The organism is Herbaspirillum lusitanum (genome assembly GCF_046025995.1).
Classification (GTDB): Bacteria; Pseudomonadota; Gammaproteobacteria; order Burkholderiales; family Burkholderiaceae_D; genus Herbaspirillum; species Herbaspirillum lusitanum_A.
In genome coordinates this window covers 351,080-365,906 of record NZ_JAQQFM010000007.1, presented here as the reverse complement: position 1 = coordinate 365,906, position 14,827 = coordinate 351,080, and the positions used below count along the sequence as shown (strand labels likewise).

General features: G+C 62.0%; 15 protein-coding genes. 8 read left to right on the top strand and 7 right to left on the bottom strand.

The window, feature by feature from the left end:
- Window positions 1-26: 26 nt before the first annotated feature.
- Window positions 27-1,436, top strand: coding sequence for a sensor histidine kinase (locus PQR62_RS17535; protein ID WP_408159274.1), 1,410 nt, complete (start codon window positions 27-29; stop codon window positions 1,434-1,436).
- 100 nt (window positions 1,437-1,536) lie between these two features.
- Window positions 1,537-2,478 (top strand): LysR substrate-binding domain-containing protein, encoded by a 942-nt coding sequence (locus PQR62_RS17530; RefSeq protein WP_408159273.1) that lies wholly within the window; start codon window positions 1,537-1,539, stop codon window positions 2,476-2,478.
- A gap of 42 nt (window positions 2,479-2,520) precedes the next feature.
- On the opposite strand, the gene PQR62_RS17525 is transcribed toward PQR62_RS17530, so the two are convergent.
- Window positions 2,521-3,051: a hypothetical protein gene (locus PQR62_RS17525; protein WP_408159272.1), complete on the bottom strand. Its 531-nt coding sequence runs from the start codon at window positions 3,049-3,051 to the stop codon at window positions 2,521-2,523.
- 84 nt (window positions 3,052-3,135) lie between these two features.
- The gene (locus PQR62_RS17520; protein WP_408159271.1) at window positions 3,136-4,374 is read right to left on the bottom strand and encodes a methyltransferase; all 1,239 of its coding nucleotides are present in this window, start codon (window positions 4,372-4,374) and stop codon (window positions 3,136-3,138) included.
- 322 nt (window positions 4,375-4,696) lie between these two features.
- Between PQR62_RS17520 and PQR62_RS17515 the strand changes: the two genes are divergently transcribed.
- Window positions 4,697-4,987: a hypothetical protein gene (locus PQR62_RS17515; protein ID WP_408159270.1), complete on the top strand. Its 291-nt coding sequence runs from the start codon at window positions 4,697-4,699 to the stop codon at window positions 4,985-4,987.
- Between the two features lie 116 nt (window positions 4,988-5,103).
- Here PQR62_RS17515 and PQR62_RS17510 read toward each other — a convergent pair whose 3' ends face one another.
- The 3 genes from PQR62_RS17510 to PQR62_RS17500 form a co-directional block, all read right to left on the bottom strand.
- Window positions 5,104-5,982 (bottom strand): pirin family protein, encoded by an 879-nt coding sequence (locus tag PQR62_RS17510; protein ID WP_408159269.1) that lies wholly within the window; start codon window positions 5,980-5,982, stop codon window positions 5,104-5,106.
- A gap of 105 nt (window positions 5,983-6,087) precedes the next feature.
- On the bottom strand, window positions 6,088-6,945 hold the full coding sequence (locus PQR62_RS17505) for a pirin family protein (protein ID WP_408159268.1): 858 nt from the start codon (window positions 6,943-6,945) through the stop codon (window positions 6,088-6,090).
- Window positions 6,946-7,107: 162 nt separating this feature from the next.
- Window positions 7,108-7,500, bottom strand: a complete 393-nt coding sequence (locus PQR62_RS17500) for a DoxX family protein (RefSeq protein WP_408159267.1) — start codon at window positions 7,498-7,500, stop codon at window positions 7,108-7,110.
- Between the two features lie 225 nt (window positions 7,501-7,725).
- Between PQR62_RS17500 and PQR62_RS17495 the strand changes: the two genes are divergently transcribed.
- Entirely contained in the window at window positions 7,726-8,658 is a 933-nt protein-coding gene (locus tag PQR62_RS17495; RefSeq protein WP_408159265.1) for a LysR family transcriptional regulator, read from the top strand.
- A gap of 42 nt (window positions 8,659-8,700) precedes the next feature.
- Here the strand turns inward: PQR62_RS17495 and PQR62_RS17490 are convergent, their stop codons facing one another.
- Window positions 8,701-9,693, bottom strand: coding sequence for a GlxA family transcriptional regulator (locus PQR62_RS17490; protein WP_408159379.1), 993 nt, complete (start codon window positions 9,691-9,693; stop codon window positions 8,701-8,703).
- Window positions 9,694-9,754: 61 nt separating this feature from the next.
- Window positions 9,755-10,987: an MFS transporter gene (locus tag PQR62_RS17485; protein WP_408159264.1), complete on the bottom strand. Its 1,233-nt coding sequence runs from the start codon at window positions 10,985-10,987 to the stop codon at window positions 9,755-9,757.
- Window positions 10,988-11,186: 199 nt separating this feature from the next.
- Here PQR62_RS17485 and PQR62_RS17480 point away from each other — a divergent pair, with 199 nt between their 5' ends.
- From PQR62_RS17480 to PQR62_RS17465, 4 genes are all read left to right on the top strand, one after another.
- Window positions 11,187-11,717 (top strand): isochorismatase family protein, encoded by a 531-nt coding sequence (locus PQR62_RS17480; protein ID WP_408159378.1) that lies wholly within the window; start codon window positions 11,187-11,189, stop codon window positions 11,715-11,717.
- 444 nt (window positions 11,718-12,161) lie between these two features.
- Window positions 12,162-12,935 (top strand): fumarate/nitrate reduction transcriptional regulator Fnr, encoded by a 774-nt coding sequence (gene fnr, locus PQR62_RS17475; RefSeq protein WP_408159377.1) that lies wholly within the window; start codon window positions 12,162-12,164, stop codon window positions 12,933-12,935.
- Between the two features lie 68 nt (window positions 12,936-13,003).
- Window positions 13,004-13,777, top strand: coding sequence for a phosphatase PAP2 family protein (locus PQR62_RS17470; RefSeq protein WP_408159262.1), 774 nt, complete (start codon window positions 13,004-13,006; stop codon window positions 13,775-13,777).
- A 43-nt stretch (window positions 13,778-13,820) separates the two neighbouring features.
- Entirely contained in the window at window positions 13,821-14,825 is a 1,005-nt protein-coding gene (locus PQR62_RS17465; protein WP_408159261.1) for a diacylglycerol/lipid kinase family protein, read from the top strand.
- The last annotated feature ends 2 nt before the right edge of the window (window positions 14,826-14,827 follow it).

Genomic DNA, 14,827 nt, shown 5'->3' with positions numbered 1-14,827 from the left:
CGCAGATCGCCGTACAAATGAAATCCATGGAAAACCCCGCCGGCCCCGGCATCATCATCGCCGGCCGCTCGCTGTATACGCGGCTGGTCACCCGCATCGGCCTGGTGCTGACGCTGAGCGCCGCGGTGCTGCTGATCGCCATCTGGATCTCTACCCAGCTGGCGGCCAAGGAGGCTTATGACCGCATTCTGGCCGGCAGCGCATTGCAGATTGCGGAAAACACCTGGTATCAGAACGGCGCGGTGAACGTGGATGTGCCGCTGGCAGCGTTTTCGATGCTGACAGCGGGCGATCAGGTCATGTATGTGGTGCTCGATCCGGATGGCCGCACGGTGGCCGGCGATGCCGACTTCAAGCCCGAAATCCCCTGGGACAAGCTGGCCGAAGGCCCGCTGCTGCAGGATGGCGCCTATCTCGACCTGCCGGTGCGCATGGCGATCATCGGCCGCCGCATGCCGGTCGCCGGGCCGCATCCCTGGGCGGTGATTGTGCTGGCGCAGACCAACAACGGCCGCATGTCCTTCGCCAAAAGTCTGGGCACCAAGGCGCTGGCGGTGATTCTGGTGATGAGCGTGCTGACCATCATTGCCGCCATGTTCACGCTGTATCAGGCGCTCGCGCCGCTCAAGCGCATCGAGGCGGCGATCCGCGAGCGCGATCTGAACGATCTGTCGCCGCTGTCGGTCACGGTGCCGGCCGAGACTCACGCGCTGGTCAGCGCCATCAATGCCTTCATGCAAAGACTGGCGGTGCACCGCGCGCTGATGCGGCGCGTGATCGGCGACGCCGCCCATCAGTTGCGTACCCCGGTCACTGCGCTGGTGTCGCAGATGGAACTGCTGTCTGCCCAGCATGACGAGGACGGCCGCCAGCGCCATCTGGAGCGCCTGCGTGAACGCACGCGCAACCTGGGTGCGCTGGTCAATCAGCTGATCAATCACGCCATGGTGCAGCACCGCAGCGATTCGGTGATGCTGGAAAAGATCGATCTGGCGCACTTGCTGCGCAGCGAAATGCTCGATGTGCTGTCACATTTGTCCGATCAGACCCGCCAGCCCGAGTTTGAAGTCCAGGCGCCCGAACAGCCCTGTCTGATCATGGGCGACGCCATCAGCCTGCGCGAAGCGATCAAAAATGTACTCGGCAACGCGCTGCAATACGGCGCCAGCAGCTTTTTACTGGTGCGGCTGGAGCAAGAGCCGGCACAGGGCAAACTGACGCTGAGCTTCATCGATGACGGCCCCGGCATCCCGGAGGGCGAATGGACGCGCATCCGCAAGCCCTTCACGCCGCGCGGCGCCGGTCGCATGGGCGCCAGCCTCGGCTTGTCGATCGTCGAAGAAGTGATGCGCGCACATGGCGGCAGCCTCAGCTTCAGTTTCAACGCCGATGGGCATTTCGTGGTGACGCTGACCTTACCGATGCTGAAAGCCTGAAGGCCGCCGGCTTTGAATCGGCAAAAAGCCCGTCGCATCAGATGTAAAATGTATCGAAAAAACAAGTTCGATACTTTCATTCACTGATTCAGCCTTTTCCATGGAACTCCGTCACCTGCGCTATTTCCTCGCCGTCGCCGAGGAACAGCACTTCACCCGCGCCGCCGAGCGCCTGAACATGCAACAGCCACCACTGAGCCATCAGATCCGGCTGCTGGAAAAGGAACTGGGCTTCGAGCTCTTCAAGCGGCATCCCAAGGGCGCCGATCTGACCGCCGGCGGTCGCATCTTTCTGGAAGAAGCCAAGACCATTCTGCACAGCGTGGAGCTGGCATCGCAGCGGGCCGCGCGTGCCGCGCGCGGTTTCGAGGGCACCATTTCCATCGGCTTCACCAGCTCTGCCGCGGCGCATCCGCTGATCCCGGCCATCATCCGCGCCTACCGCGAGGCTTACCCCGACGTGCATCTGGCGCTCAACGAAGGCAACGCGGCCGAACTGACCGAGGATCTGCTGCACGGCAAGATTGATATCGGCTTCCTGCGTTTGCCGGTCAGCCAGCCGCAAGGCATCAGCTTTCATCAATTGCTGGAAGAGGAAATGCTGCTGGTGCTGCCGGTCGGGCATTGCTTGCTGACGCCGGCCGAATCGACAACAGAGGTGGGAAACACCGAAGTCATGCCGTGCATCTCGCTCAAATCACTGGCGGATGAAGAATTCATTCTGGTACGCCGGCATGGGGCGCCGGGCATGTACTCGAATCTGATCGCCGCTTGCGAAAATGCCGGCTTCACGCCGCGCATCGCGCTGGAGGTCGAACGCATGCTGACCAATATCAGCCTGGTGGCGGCTGGCGCGGGGATTTCGGTGGTGCCGGCCTCGATGAAGAACTTCCATCGCGACAGCGTGGCGTATTGCCGGATCGACGACGCACAGCCGGCCCTGGTGGCGCCGATCAATCTTGTTTGCCGCTCGGAGACAAGCGGGCCGACCGAGCAAAATTTCTTGAAACTGGCGCGAGAATTTACTTTAAGTATTCCATAAAAACACATTAAAAACAAAAGCTTGCAGCGACATTCTTATAATTTACTTCCACTCCAGGATTGCATTTTTACGATCCAGCCAATGCACCTTGACGCTGCCCGGCGCTACCTTGCGACCGGCGCAGGCGCTGGCCGCCACGGCGAACGGCGTGTCATAGAAACGACCGTTATTGGATGAGCGCAAGGCCGTCTGCGGCGCATTTTTGGCCAGCCAGTCGGCGGCATTGGTGCGCAAAAAGATCATGCAGGCACTGCCGCTGGTTTCCGCCACCTGGCAGGTGCAGGTATTGGCAGAGGTGGTCACCATGGGCCGATCCGGATCCTGCCGCTGCCCGATGCCGGGCGTCGGCACCGGCACCGGCACCGGCACAGGCACCGGATAGCCGCCCTGATGGCGCTCATAAGTCTGTGCCGAGGCATCGCCGGTGGACAGCGCCAGCAAAGCCATCAAACCCGGCAGCAGCATCTTCAGACCTGTACTGAATGGCAAACGGCCATGCGTCAAACCCGCCCGATGGCCTGGACGGATAGGCGCGCCTTGCGATGAGAACTGCTGCCTTGCTGGGCTCTGCATGATGACTCCGAACCTGAAGCGGCTTCTCAGCCAATGTCAAAAATACTCATAACTCACATCAATTAAACGATCCAAGCATTTGAATTATTTGGATATTTTCAATCGCCACAATGTTGTAGTTTCAGCGCTGCGGGCGGCGTGCAAAGGATCGTCCGGATCGGCCGCCTTGCCGTGACGCGGCTTGATATCGTGGCGCCCTGCTACCTGCAAACCGGCTTGGGCGATCGCTTCCTGCAGCATGCCGCGCGGGCGCAAGCCCAGATGCTCGGCAAAATCGGACATCACCAGCCAGCCTTCGCCTTGCGGTGTCAGATGCTCGGCCAGGCCGTTGAGGAAGCCCAATAGCATGCGGCTGTCGGGATCGTAAATCGCGTGTTCGATCGGCGAACTCGGGCGCACCGGCAGCCACGGCGGATTGCAGACGATCAACGGCGCCTTGCCCGGCGGGAACAGGTCGCCTTCCAGCAATTCGACCTTGTTCAGCAGCTTCATGCGCTGCAGATTGTCGCGCGCGCAAGCCAGCGCACGCGGGTCCTGATCGACGGCCACCACGCGCTTGACGCCGCGCTGCAACAGCAAGGCAGACAGCACGCCGGTGCCGACCCCGATATCGAAAGCCAGCTCGGTCGATGGCAACGGCGCCTGCGCCACCAGATCGATGTACTCGCCGCGTACCGGCGAATAGACGCCGTAATACGGATGGATGCGTTCGTTCAGGGCCGCGATTTCGACGCCCTTCTTGCGCCACTCATGCGCGCCGACCAGGCCCAGCAGCTCGCGCATGGAAATCGCGAAAGGCTGCGCGCCCATCTGTTCGCCATAGGCTTCGCTGCAAGCCGCTGCCACGTCGGGTGCGCGGCGCATCGTCATCTGGAAGCCGGCTTCCAGCGGCAGCATCAGCATGCCGAGGATGCGTGCGCGTTGCGCCTGCAGATGGCGATGCTTGTGAAACGCCAGCGCCGGGCCGGTTTCGGCAGGTGTCGCAGCCGCAGCGGCGCCGGCTGCAGCGGCAGTGGCTGCGCGCTTTTCATCCTTGGCGCGGTGCTTGGCTTTTTTGACATCATTGCGCTCGCGCGCCTGGTCGATGCGGCGGCCCATGGCCTGCAGCAATTGACGCGCATTCTGGTAATCGCCTTGCCACAGCAGGCCGGTGCCTTCGCAGGCCAGTTTGTAGGCGACATCGGCCGGAATCTGGTCGTCGACGGCCATCACGCGCTTGGGCGCAGCGTTGCCGGCTTCGGAATGCCAGCGCAAGGAATGCATCTGCCCGCCTGCCTCCCACTGAATGATGGAGTCGGAGGCTGCGCTTGGAGATTGGGTCATGAGGTAATTTGGCTTTGCATGTGAACATCCGGGCGTCGGACGACGCCGGAACAGCCCGCAGTGTAACAAACCACGCTCTTGCCTGGGCGCGGCATCGCTGCGGCGCCGCCCTGTTCCCCCTCTTTTTGCATGCAATCCGGGGTGGCGGCAAAGGCAAATCGTTGAATGCAGGAATTCCTGCCCCGGCTTGAGGTCACTCAATATGCATTCGAAAGAAATGCGGAATAATTTTGTTTTCCGCGTGAACCGCCAAGCCTCATTGCCATGCAGCAATACAACAATGAAACGACGGTTCGCCGACTCACCCCAGCAAGGAGGCACTATGTCAGACAACACCAGCGACACTCAACACTTCAATCATCAACGCCTGTTGCAGATCCTTGCATCCTTCGAGGAAGAGCTGAAGAAACTGCCGGCCGACGCCCCCGAAGCGCGCCAGCTGCATCAGGACATCGCGCGCCTGAAAGAACACCTGACAGCGGCGCAACCGCACCCCGGCAGCCTGCGCGACTCATTTCAGTCGCTGCGCAATGCCGCAGACACGGTCGAAGGTGCGATCCTGCGCGACAGCCCCTATCTGACCGAAATGGGCCGCATCGTCGGGCTGCTCTGAAGTTCGGGCCGCACCAAGCCGGCAGCGGCGACCTGCTGCAGCAGGCATAAAAGTAAAAAAGCCGGGATCACTCCCGGCTTTTTCATGCCCGCTGCGCTTAAGCGATATCGGCGCAATCAATGCTGGGGCAAGGGAATCCACTCGCTCTCGCCGGGGATATCCGGGAACACCGATTTATCCTGAGCATCCCAGGCCAGCTTGGCCGCCTCGATCTTTTCGCATGAAGTGGCGACAAAATTCCACCAGACGAAGCGCGGGCCGTCCAGCGGCTCACCGCCCAGCAGCATGAATACGCTGTCGCCCACAACCTCCACCGTCAAGGCCACGCCCGGCTCCAGTATCGCCAGCGTACCGGCTTCAATCTGCTGGCCGCCCAGCGTCAGCCCGCCTTTGACCACATACACGGCGCGCTCGCTGTAGTCGGCAGGCAAAGTCAGGCGGCTGCCGGCCGGCGCGGTCGCGGCCACGTACAGCGTCGGGCTGGAAGTCTGCACCGGCGAACTGACGCCGAAGGCCGAGCCGGTCAGCACATGCAGGCGGATGCCGTCGACCTGCACGGTCGGCATGGCTTCGGCGGGATAGTGATGGAACAGCGGCGCACTCTCTTCCTGCGCGGCCGGCAAACCAACCCACATCTGCAGACCATGCACCGGCACGCTCTGCTCGCGGATATCTTCAGGCACGCGTTCGGAATGCACGATGCCGCGTCCGGAAGCCATCCAGTTCACCGCGCCCGGCGTGATGCGCTGGACCACGCCCAGACTGTCGCGATGCATCATGGCGCCGGAAAACAGATAGGTCACGGTAGCCAGTCCGATGTGGGGATGCGGACGAACGTCGCCTTCGGTGGTGCCGGCGTCGAATTCCACCGGTCCCATGTGATCGAAAAACACAAAGGGGCCGACGGTGCGGGCATTGGCGGCCGGCAGCAGGCGGCGCACCGGGAAACCGACGTCGCGCGTCAGACCGGTAATCAAGTGGCGGATATTGCTCATGTCATTCTCCTGGCTGACCGGCTCGCGGCCGGCATGTATTTTGGGCAGATCCGCTTGCGTGCCGGATCTCCTTGCGATCTTGCCTATCCAGATAGCTGTGCGTACTCAAAAACGGCCGGCACGAAAATCGTCAATCGCCTGCTCGACCTGTTCGCGGCTATTCATCACGAACGGGCCCCACTGAGCGATCGGCTCATTGAGCGGCTTGCCGGCGATCAGCAGAAAGCGGCTGGCTTCCTGCGCCTGCAGATGCACCCCTGCTGCCTCCCTGGTGTTGCTCAGAATCGCCATACGCCCGGCCGCCGCCACGCGTTCGCTGCCCGCCGCCCCAATACCCAGCTTGCCTTCATACACATACAGCAAGGCATTGTGCGACGCCGGAATCGGCAGATCGAAGCTGACGCCCGCCTCCACATGCAAGTCCAGATACAGCGGCTCGGTCTTGTCGCGCTTGATGGCGCCGGTCACGCCAAAGGCTTCGCCCGCCAGTACCCGCGCCTTGAGACCCGGCTGCGGCTCGGTTTCCGGGATGCCGGCCGATGGAATATCGCTGTAGTTCGGCGCGATCATCTTGTCGTCGCCGGCCAGATTCACCCACAGCTGGAAGCCGCTCATCAGACCGTTTTCCTGTTCCGGCAATTCCGAGTGCACCAGACCGCGTCCGGCGGTCATCCATTGCATGCCGCCCGGCTCCAGCAAGCCTTCATTGCCGGCATTGTCGTGGTGACGCATGCGCCCGGCCAGCATATAGGTGACGGTTTCAAAGCCGCGATGCGGATGATCGGGAAACCCGGCCAGATAATCGCTGGGCTCATCAGAGTGGAAATGATCCAGCATCAGGAAAGGGTCGAGCCGGCGCTGCAGATCGTGGGTCAGCACGCGGGTCAGGCTGACGCCTGCGCCATCCTGAGTCGGGATGCCGTCGACCAGACGTTCGAGTTGGCGGGTGAATGTGGTGCTCATGGTGCGCTCCTTGCTGCGCCCGGCTTCTTCGTCGGGCTGGTGTATTCGCCTTGTGGGCGGATGACTGGGTTTGCTTGCTGTTTGCTTGTCATTGCCGCGATCCAGCTTGCGCCGACTCGCAGTTGCGGGTCGGCGCAAGGCAGGATAGTGCTTCAGTTCTGCTTAACGCTGCTCTGGCATCGCTTCCGGATCAATCGATGAAACCAGCAGCAGGCCGCCGATGATGGAAATGTTCTTCAGAAAATGCGTCAGCTGAGCCTGCGCCATAGCGCCTTCCATGTTCCAGAAATGGTGCGCCGACAAGGTCGCGCCAACGGTGAACAGCGCGATCAGCAGCGACACCGGACGCACGCCGCGGCCGAACATCAGCAGCAGACCGCCGCCGACTTCCACCAGTATGGTGACGATCGCCACCAGCGTCGGCACCGGCAAGCCTAGGCTGCCGAAATAGCCGACCGTGCCGGCAAAGCCGATGATCTTGAAGATGCCCGAAATGACGAACAAGGAAGCCAGCAGAATGCGGCCGATACGATATGCAAATGGCGAAATGATCATGATCTACCCCTGAGTGATTTGAATGTTGGTGAGCTGCCGGTCCTGCATCTGCCGCTGCTTGCTTTCCGCGGCTGTGTTGCGCCAGACAGTGAGGACAGAATAGAGCAGCGTGCGCCAGGAAAAAACTGTCTATCTTTTCATCATCACTATCTAATTATTAGATATAGTTGCTTTTTGCTTATTTTGCGGTTTGCGCGCCCTGCACCGCCCCCCCCCATTCTTCCCATGAACATAGAACGCCTTTCCCTCGATCAACTGCGGGTCTTCGTGCAAGTCGCCGACAGCGGCAGTTTTCTGGCGGCGGCGCGTAATCTGGCGCGCGCCCAGTCGGCCATCAGCTATGCGGTGGCCACGCTGGAAAGCCAGCTCGACGTGCAATTGTTTGACCGCAGCGGCTATCGGCCGCAGCTGACCGATGCCGGCATCGCGCTGCTGCAGGATGCGCGGCAGGTGCTCGATCAGGTCGATTCGCTGCAGAATCGCGCCAGCTCGTACTCCAAAGGTCAGGAACTGGAAGTGGCGCTGGCGGTGGACGTGTTTTTCCCTACCGATTGTCTGGTGGATCTGCTGCGGCGCTTTCGCGACGCCTTTCCGGCGGTGACCGTCAGGCTGGATATCGAAGCGCTGGGCGGCGTGGCGGAACGCGTGATCGACGGGCGCGCCATGCTGGGCATACTCGGCACGCTGCCGACCACGCCGCCCAATCTGCTGCGCGTGACGCTACCCAGCGTCAGGATGGTGGCGGTGGTGGCGCCGGGCCATGCGCTGGCCGGCATCCGCGGCCGCATTCCCGAGAAGTTGCTGCTGCAACAGACTCAGCTGGTGCTGAGCGACCGCAGCGAACTGACCACGCGCCAGGATTTTTCGGTGCACTCGCGCCTGACCTGGCGCATGAGCGATGTCGGTACCAAGCATGCGCTGCTGCGCGCCGGCATGGGATGGGGTTACATGCCGCAGCACGTGGTGCGCGACGATCTCGCCGCCGGCCGGCTGGTGCGCGTCAGCACACCGCAGCATCCGCCGCAGGGCATGGACCTGCCGATACAGTGCGTCTACAAACCGGACCACCGTGCCGGCCCGGCCTTGTCATGGTGGCTGGATGCGCTGGCGGGTTTGACTACGCTGGACCGCCTGTCGCAGCAGGACGCCGCAAACTGAAGGCATGCAGCATGCAGCTTGCCGCCAACCGGGCGCTTGCCCTCAATGCGCCGAAAAGCGCTCCCGATACTGCACCGGGCTGACACCCAGTTGCCGTAAAAAGACGCGGCGCAGATTCTGTTCCTCGCCATAACCGGCCTCGCTGGCAATACTCTTGAGCGGCAGCTCGGTTTCTTCCAGCGCGCGGCAAGCCGCTTCCAGCCGCATTGCCTCCACTGTTTTACCCGGCGTGCGCCCCAGCTCGGCGGCATAAACGCGGGCAAAGGTGCGCGGCGTCATGTTGACGCGCTGCGCCAGATTCTCGACCCGCAGGTCGGCGCGCAGATTGGCGGCAATCCAGGCATGCAGCTCGGCGAAGCGGGCATTTTCAGCCGACTGCGACACCAGCGGCACGCTGAATTGCGATTGCCCGCCCGGACGTTTGATGAACATCACCAGTTGCCGCGCCGTCGCAATCGCCAGCTTGTGGCCGTAATCCTGTTCAATCAGCGCCAGCGCCAGATCGATGCCGGCGGTGACGCCGGCCGAGGTCCAGATGCGCTGCTGCTGAATGAAGATCGGCTCGGGATCCACCTTGATCGCGGGATACTGGCGCTGCAGACGCAGCGCCCAGCTCCAGTGCGTGGTCACGCGCAAGCCGTCCAGCACGCCGGCCTCGGCCAGCAAGAAGGCGCCGGTGCAAACCGAGCAGACGCGGCGTGCCTGTGCGGCATTGCCGCGTATCCAGGCGACCAGTCCCGGTTCGGCATAAAAGCTCGGGCCGACCGAACCGCCGGCGGCAAGGATGGTGTCGCCGGCCTGCACGGTAACGCTGGCCAGGGCTTCAGTCAGCACGCTGAGTCCGGCATTGGTCGTGATCTGGCCGCCATTGACCGACAGCACGCGGATGTCATAGCGGCGCACGCCGGGGTCAGCGGCGCGGCCCTCCGCGCCATCGTCAGCGTCGCTCAGACGACCGGCAGTGGCAAAGGCCTGCAGCGGCCCGCTGAGGTCGATCAGGTTCATGCCCTCATAAGCCAGCAACAAGATACGCAGCGCAGAGTTGGAAGTGGATGGGTTCATTTCGGGCAAAGCTCGTCAAAAAGTATGGCGGTGCTCACGCGGCGCTGGTGGAAGCCTGCTGCGCGGCGCGCTCGGCGCGCATCCATTGCAGGCTCAGCAACACGCACATCAACAGCAGCGGCAACACCGCCAGATTCAGTGCGGCCCAGCCGAAGTGCTGCAGCAGCGGGCCGGCGCCCAGCGTGGCGACTGCGGTGGCAGCATAGCGCAGAAATTCGGAAAAACCCTGGGTCTTGGCCATTTCGGCCGGTGTGTACGATTGCGCCAGCAGGCTGGTGCCGCCGACGAACATGAAATTCCAGCCTACGCCCAGACACAGCAAGGCCAGATAAAACGCGATCAGCCCGCTGGAGAACGAGGCAATGGCGACGCAGGCCAGATTCAAGACTGCACCCAGCAACAGCACCCGGCCGAGACCGATGCGAGTGATCAGCGCGCCGGCAAAGAAGGATGGCGCATACATGCCGACCAGATGCCATTGAATGATGGCGGCGCCGTCGTCAATACTGTGATGATGGCCGACGGCGGCCAGCGGCGCCGCCGTCATGATCAGCATCATCGCCATCGAGCCGACCACATTGTTGGCCAATGCAGCGCGAAAAACAGGCTGACGCGCAATCACCGCGAGCGCCCTCTGCGGCGCATCGACATCCTGCTGAGCGCCTGCCGGACTGGCTGCCGGCGCTGCCGCGCCATCGCGATAGAACAGCAGCAAGACCGCCATCGATAGCAAGCCGAGCAATGCCACCATCAGATACGCGCCGGCAAACAGCACCTGCGGAAACAGGTTCTTGCTCCAGGCGGCCAGCGCCGGGCCGGCAATCGCAGCGATCACGCCGCCGGTCAGCACAGTGGAAATCGCCTTGCTCTTGAGCGCGGGAGCAACCGCATCGGCCGCCGCCAGCCGGTAATACTGGGCAAAGGCCTGAAACACGCCGACGCCGGCCGTGCCGATACAGAACACCCAGAAATCCGCATGAAACACCGCCCACACCGACACCGCGCCGCCCAGCGCGCACGACAAGGCGCCCAGCGCAAAACTGCGGCGACGGCCGAGCCGCTGGATCAGGAACGCCGCGAACCAGGTCACCAGCGCGCCGGCCACGGTGATCATCGCGAACGGCAAAGTCGCCAGCGATTTGTCCGGCGCCAGTTGATAGCCGGTGAGCGCAGTCAGCGTCAGATCGATGGAAATGGCGCAGGTGAAAAGCCCCTGGCAGATAGCCAGCACTCTGGCATTGCGCCGGCCGGAATGATCCTGTTGCATATCGGCCGCTTCAGGACCCGGGTAGAAATCCCTATTGGCATGCTGGCGGTGTATCGTCACAATGTCCTCGCAGTTGTGAAGGCGGCATGCTTGCGGATGCCGCCTGCGGATTGCATTCAAGGACGGAATTGTCGAATCCGTGCAAAATGACGTCAATGTCACAAAACAGTCAATTACTGCCACGAGGAAGTCTATGCAGATGCTTATGAATGCCAACGAAGCTGCACTGGTGATCGTCGACCCGCAAGCGAGACTGATGCCGGCGATCCACGACGGCGCGGAAATTCTGGCGCAGATGGGACGCATTGCGACCATTGCCGGCCTGCTCGGCGTGCCGGTGATCGGCACCGAACAGATGCCTGACAAGCTGGGCCCCAATCATCCCGACATCAAACGCCTGTGCGACAAGACCATCGCCAAGAGCCATTTCGACGCCTGCGCCGACGGCTTGCTGCCGGCGTTGCCGACGCCGGTGCGGCAAATCGTGATCGCCGGTTGTGAAACCCACATTTGTCTGCTGCAGACCGCCCTGTCGCTGTTGAGCCGCGGTTATCAGGTCTGGCCGCTGCTCGATGCCTGCGGCTCGCGCAAGACCATGGATCGCGACGCCGCCTTCACCCGCATGACCCAGGCCGGCGCCCGCCCGGTGACGGTGGAAATGGTGGCCTACGAATGGCTGCGCGACAGCCGCCATGCGCTGTTTCGCGAAGTCTTGAAGCTGATCAAGTAAGCTGCCGGTCGGTTCTGCGGCCGGAGGAGCCATTCCCGGCGCGACGGGAATCCGGCTCAATCGATATTCCGACACAAAAAACACAGCGCTATCAGGCAAGGACACAACACCAGATCCACCGGCAGCGATCCGATGGTGTAATGTTCAACGTAACTGAAATGCACAAAAATCACGTGAGTCAATTGAAAATTTCTCGCCATGATTTAAATGAATCAGTGGTGCATCAAGCAAAGCAAATGGATCATCTGTGGTAAAAGGGACAAGTCAGACATCACTTGCAGCCTGCGCCGGGAACGCTGTTCACGCTTCGCTTCGGCGCTAATTCGCGGAGCTTCAGCGGCCTGCTCGTGAATTTGATGCCAGCCCGACTGTCGTATTATTCAAGAGGTCTGTCCCAATACAGACCCTCATTTATTAGCAAAAAGGAAACGACGGTTTATGTCCATGCCCAACTTATCCGCTTTGCAAGTTGCACCCACTGCGCCTGGTGACGCCGTCAACCTGCAAGCGCTGCGCGCCAGTTGCTCCGCTTGCAGCATGCACCAGCTGTGCCTGCCCATGGGCCTGGACCAGGGCGATATGCAAAGGCTGGAACAAGTCATCAGCCGCCGTCGCCGCATCAAACGCGATGAGGTCCTGTATCGGCCCAACGACAAGTTCGACATGCTGTACGCGATCCGTCTCGGTCATTTCAAGACCTTCCAGCAGAACCCCAACGGCGGCCAGCAGATCACCGGCTTTCAGATGGCCGGCGAACTGCTCGGCATGGACGCCATCGGCGCCGGCGTGCATCTGTGCCAGGCGGTCGCGCTGGAAGACAGCGAAGTCTGCGAAATCCCGTTCGCCAGCCTGGAAGAACTGTTCCGCGATGTGCCGGTACTGCTGCGTCAGTTCCATCGCATGATGAGTCTGGAAATTTCGCGCGAACAGCGCGTCATGCTGACGCTGGGCAGCATGACTGCGCAACAGAAGATGGCGGCCTTTCTGGTCAACCTGTCGAGCCGCTACGTCAGCCGCGGCTATTCGTCCACGCGTTTTCAGCTGCGCATGACGCGCGAAGAAATCGGCAACTATCTGGGTCTCGCGGTGGAAAGCGTGAGCCGTCTGTTTTCTTCATTCAAGAAAAGCGGCGTGGTGGATGTCAATCATCGTGAACTTGAGTTGCTGGACCTGCCGGCGCTACGCGCCATCGCGCTGGGCACCGATCCTTGCGCCTGAGTCCGTCCTATTGATCTGAATCTGAATTTATCTGAATTTGCGAGGCTGATGCGTTTGAATGAGTTTGCATGAATCTGACTGAAAGACCGTCCCCTCTCCCGTTCCTGCGCGCACGCTTTGCGCGCGATCACTATCTCGGCCTGCCGCTGACCACCGGCGTGCTGGCCGTCATCGCCAGCCTTTCCTTGTTCTCACTGATCGCCTATGCCGTCATGTCGGCCGGCGATCTGATTGCGCTGGATCAGCGCATCGCCGACTGGTTTCATCTGCACGCCAGCGAATCCCGGACGCTGACGCTGGCGGTCAAGGCCTTCACCCACTGGCACGGCACCATCGGCATCCTCACCATGAGCGCCCTGCTGGCGCTGTACATGTGGCGCACCCGCGACTGGAACTGGCTGCTGGCGCTGTGGCTGACGGTGCCGGGCGGGATGCTGCTCAACTTCGGGCTGAAGCATGTTTTTCAGCGCCTGCGGCCCAGCTTCGAGCAGCCGATTCTGGTCTTGCACAGCTACAGTTTTCCCAGCGGACACAGTATCGGCGCGGCCTTGTTTTATGCGCTGCTGGCAGCCTGGCTGATCAATCAGCCGGCGCTGACAACGCGCCTGAGGCGGGCAATCAGCCGCTCGCCGGCGTCCGCCGCGCCCATGCCGGGCGCGCTGATCGTCACCCTGGCCGCAGCCATGACGCTGCTGGTCGGTCTCAGCCGCATGTATCTCGGCGCGCATTTTTTCAGCGATGTGCTGGCCGCCCTTTTGCTCGGGCTGGGCTGGTTCGCGCTGTGCGTGACCGCCGTTTTCACTACCCGGCGGCACTATTCCGAACGAGTACGCTCCAACTGATTTCCAGCCGGCAGCAAGCAGCTGAACAATAACTCCAGCGGCCATGACGACAAATCAAGAACACTCTCTCAACAGCACAGAACAAGACGCAGCACCGCAAGCCACGCCGGTGATCGGCGCCGCGCGCCGCACCCTGGTGGCAGTCATCAATGCCAGGGCCGGTGGCGGCCACGCGCAGGAACTGGCGCAGCACATCACGGCAGAATTCGACAAATACGGCGTCAGCGCGCAGGTGACCCTCGCGGCCAGCGGTGAGCAGATGATAGAAACTGCGCGCCAGGCGGTGCACGACAAGGTCAGCATCGTCGCGGTGGGCGGCGGCGACGGCAGCGTCAACGCGGTGGCCTCGGTCCTGGTCGCCGCCAAGGATTGCCGCAGCGCGCTGGGCGTGCTGCCGCTGGGCACGCTCAATCATTTCGCCAAGGATCTGAATATTCCCCTGGCGCTGGATGAGGCCATCCGCAACATCGCCGAAGGCCGTCGCATCAGCGTCGACACCGGCGAGGTCAACGGCGTGCCCTTCATCAACAATTCCAGCCTCGGCCTGTATCCGGACATCGTGCGCGACCGCGAACGACAACAAAGCCGGCTCGGACGCGGCAAGTGGCTGGCCTTTTGCTGGGCCGCCATGGGCGCGCTGCGGCGCTATCCGTTCTTGCTGGTGCGGCTGCGCATCGGCGGCAAGGATCACTGGCGGCGCACGCCTTTCGTCTTCATCGGCAACAATGAATATCTGATGCAGGGCCTGGACATCGGCAAGCGCAGCAGCATGACCCAGGGTTTGCTCAGCATCTACGTCTGCCATCGCACGGGCCGCCTCGGGCTGCTGCGGCTGGCGCTCAATGCGCTGTTCGGGCGTCTGCATCAGGCCCACGATTTCGATGCACTGACCGCCACCAATATCCTGATCGAAACGCGCAAGTCGCGTATGCGCGTGGCCACCGATGGCGAAGTCACGGTGATGCAGACGCCGCTGCAATATAAGATTCGTCCCGCCTCGCTGAAAGTGATCGTGCCGGAATCGACCGCTGCATCAGAGGAGATCTGAGC

Coding starts and splice junctions, on each gene's coding strand:
- PQR62_RS17535 (WP_408159274.1), top strand. CDS start 27: ATGGAAAACCCCGCCGGCCCCGGCATCATCATCGCCGGCCGCTCGCTG.
- PQR62_RS17530 (WP_408159273.1), top strand. CDS start 1,537: ATGGAACTCCGTCACCTGCGCTATTTCCTCGCCGTCGCCGAGGAACAG.
- PQR62_RS17525 (WP_408159272.1), bottom strand. CDS start 3,051: ATGCAGAGCCCAGCAAGGCAGCAGTTCTCATCGCAAGGCGCGCCTATC.
- PQR62_RS17520 (WP_408159271.1), bottom strand. CDS start 4,374: ATGACCCAATCTCCAAGCGCAGCCTCCGACTCCATCATTCAGTGGGAG.
- PQR62_RS17515 (WP_408159270.1), top strand. CDS start 4,697: ATGTCAGACAACACCAGCGACACTCAACACTTCAATCATCAACGCCTG.
- PQR62_RS17510 (WP_408159269.1), bottom strand. CDS start 5,982: ATGAGCAATATCCGCCACTTGATTACCGGTCTGACGCGCGACGTCGGT.
- PQR62_RS17505 (WP_408159268.1), bottom strand. CDS start 6,945: ATGAGCACCACATTCACCCGCCAACTCGAACGTCTGGTCGACGGCATC.
- PQR62_RS17500 (WP_408159267.1), bottom strand. CDS start 7,500: ATGATCATTTCGCCATTTGCATATCGTATCGGCCGCATTCTGCTGGCT.
- PQR62_RS17495 (WP_408159265.1), top strand. CDS start 7,726: ATGAACATAGAACGCCTTTCCCTCGATCAACTGCGGGTCTTCGTGCAA.
- PQR62_RS17485 (WP_408159264.1), bottom strand. CDS start 10,987: ATGCAACAGGATCATTCCGGCCGGCGCAATGCCAGAGTGCTGGCTATC.
- PQR62_RS17480 (WP_408159378.1), top strand. CDS start 11,187: ATGCTTATGAATGCCAACGAAGCTGCACTGGTGATCGTCGACCCGCAA.
- fnr (WP_408159377.1), top strand. CDS start 12,162: ATGCCCAACTTATCCGCTTTGCAAGTTGCACCCACTGCGCCTGGTGAC.
- PQR62_RS17470 (WP_408159262.1), top strand. CDS start 13,004: ATGAATCTGACTGAAAGACCGTCCCCTCTCCCGTTCCTGCGCGCACGC.
- PQR62_RS17465 (WP_408159261.1), top strand. CDS start 13,821: ATGACGACAAATCAAGAACACTCTCTCAACAGCACAGAACAAGACGCA.